The organism is Desulfovibrio sp. 1188_IL3213 (genome assembly GCF_036763145.1).
Classification (GTDB): Bacteria; Desulfobacterota; Desulfovibrionia; order Desulfovibrionales; family Desulfovibrionaceae; genus Desulfovibrio.
This window is the reverse complement of sequence record NZ_JBAIYR010000488.1, coordinates 1-1,574: the sequence shown is the minus strand read 5'-3', so window position 1 is coordinate 1,574 and position 1,574 is coordinate 1. Positions and strand designations below refer to the sequence as shown.

Sequence of the window (1,574 nt, the reverse complement as noted above, 5' to 3'; positions counted from 1 at the left end):
CGCAGGCGCACCGCACGGTCTGGCGCCCAGAAAAGCCCCGGCGTCAGTCCTTGTGCAGTTCCAGTTTTGTGACGCCCTGCCCCTCATCGGTCGAGTCCACGCTGAAGCCCCGGTTGCGGGCCGCGCGGCTGACGTTTTCGCGGCTTGCGTCGTTGTCGACGAGTACGCTGAAGGGACCGTTGCCGGTTTTGGCGGCATTGAGAAAAAGAAGCACCGGCTGCGGGCAGGAAAGACCGCGGGTATCTATAAGTACAGACATTACGCGCCTCGCTTGCAGTTATAAAATCCTATGCACAGGCAAATTCCAAGACCAGCCAGGGTGGCGGCCATGCCGTGAGGACCGATGCCGGCGGGGCTTGAGGCCATGCCGAAGTTGTGGGCCATGGCTGTACCGACGATGAGGCCCATGACAAAGACAGAGGCGTCGTTGTCGCCTTCGCCCGCCATAAAGAGCTGCCGTCCGGGGCAACCGCCGGCAAGGGCAAAGGCAAGGCCCGCCGTAACCATGCCCATAAAGTTCCACAGGTCATTGGGCTGTGAGACGGGCTGGTTTTCAAATCCCCAGTGGAAGGAACCGAAGCTGATATTCATGACCAGAGCCGCCGCGAACATGGCAATAAAGCCCAGGGCCAGAAACCACTGGTTGAACAGGATGACGTCGCGCAGGGCGCCCATGGTGCAGAAGCGGCTGCGTTGGGCCAGAAAGCCTACAGCCAGTCCGGCGCACAGGGAAAAGATGAACGGCGCGTGTTGTGAGCCGGGCCCCTTGACGGAGTAGAAAAGCACGCCGCTTTTAAGTTCGCCCATTATCTGCGGATCGGCAAGGTACAGGGCCACAAGGGCGATCATGAGCGCGGGCAGCAGAAGCCCAGAGATTTTCCCCTGGCCCTGGCTGCGGCCCAGGGAAAAGCCCATGCGAAAAAAGACCGTGCCTATGCCAACGCCCACGATGAGGCCCGCCAGGCCGAAAAGGGCATGAGCGTCGCCGCCGGCCAGACGCAGAATGACGCGCCAGGGGCAGCCCAGAAAAACCAGTGCGCCTATGCCCGCAATGGCGCCGAGAAAAAAGCGGATGATCGGCGCGGATCCGCCGCGCGGCTTGTACTCGCCAAAAAGCATGGCCGCCGCAAAAGCGCCCAGCGCCATGCCCATTATTTCCGGGCGCAGATACTGCACAAGGTCAGCCCTGTGCAGGCCCACGGCCCCGGCAATGTCGCGGTTAAAGCAGACGACGCATATGCCCATATTGCCCGGATTGCCCGCCTGTTGCAGCAATACGGCCAATACGCCGAAAATAAGGCCGACCACGATGATGCCCGTGGTGGTGGAAAGAATGTTGAAGCCCTGTTTCATGGCTTTCCTCCTGTTTGCGGGCGTACGCCCGTTGCGTAGACGGCCAGTATGGCCGCTTTACGCGGACGGAGGATTACCGTTTTGTCAGGGTTGTCGCGCCATGCCCCCAAGGCTCAGAACGCGCCGCCGCCCGCATATACTCCACACCGTGAAGCCTGTGGGCTTGCGTCAGGTCTTGCGCTTGGGCATGTGCGCTCCTTGCTGTTGCGCCGCGCGGGCCG

The 1,574-nt window shown here is 61.6% G+C and carries 2 protein-coding genes; both read right to left on the bottom strand.

Annotation, left to right across the window (positions count from 1 at the left end; genetic code table 11):
- Window positions 1–43: 43 nt before the first annotated feature.
- Window positions 44–259, bottom strand: a complete 216-nt coding sequence (locus V6C16_RS12900) for a sulfurtransferase TusA family protein (RefSeq protein WP_333534643.1) — start codon at window positions 257–259, stop codon at window positions 44–46.
- Window positions 259–1,353, bottom strand: coding sequence for a YedE family putative selenium transporter (gene yedE / locus V6C16_RS12895; RefSeq protein ID WP_333534642.1), 1,095 nt, complete (start codon window positions 1,351–1,353; stop codon window positions 259–261). Before yedE ends, V6C16_RS12900 begins: the two co-directional genes overlap by 1 nt.
- Window positions 1,354–1,574: the final 221 nt, after the last annotated feature.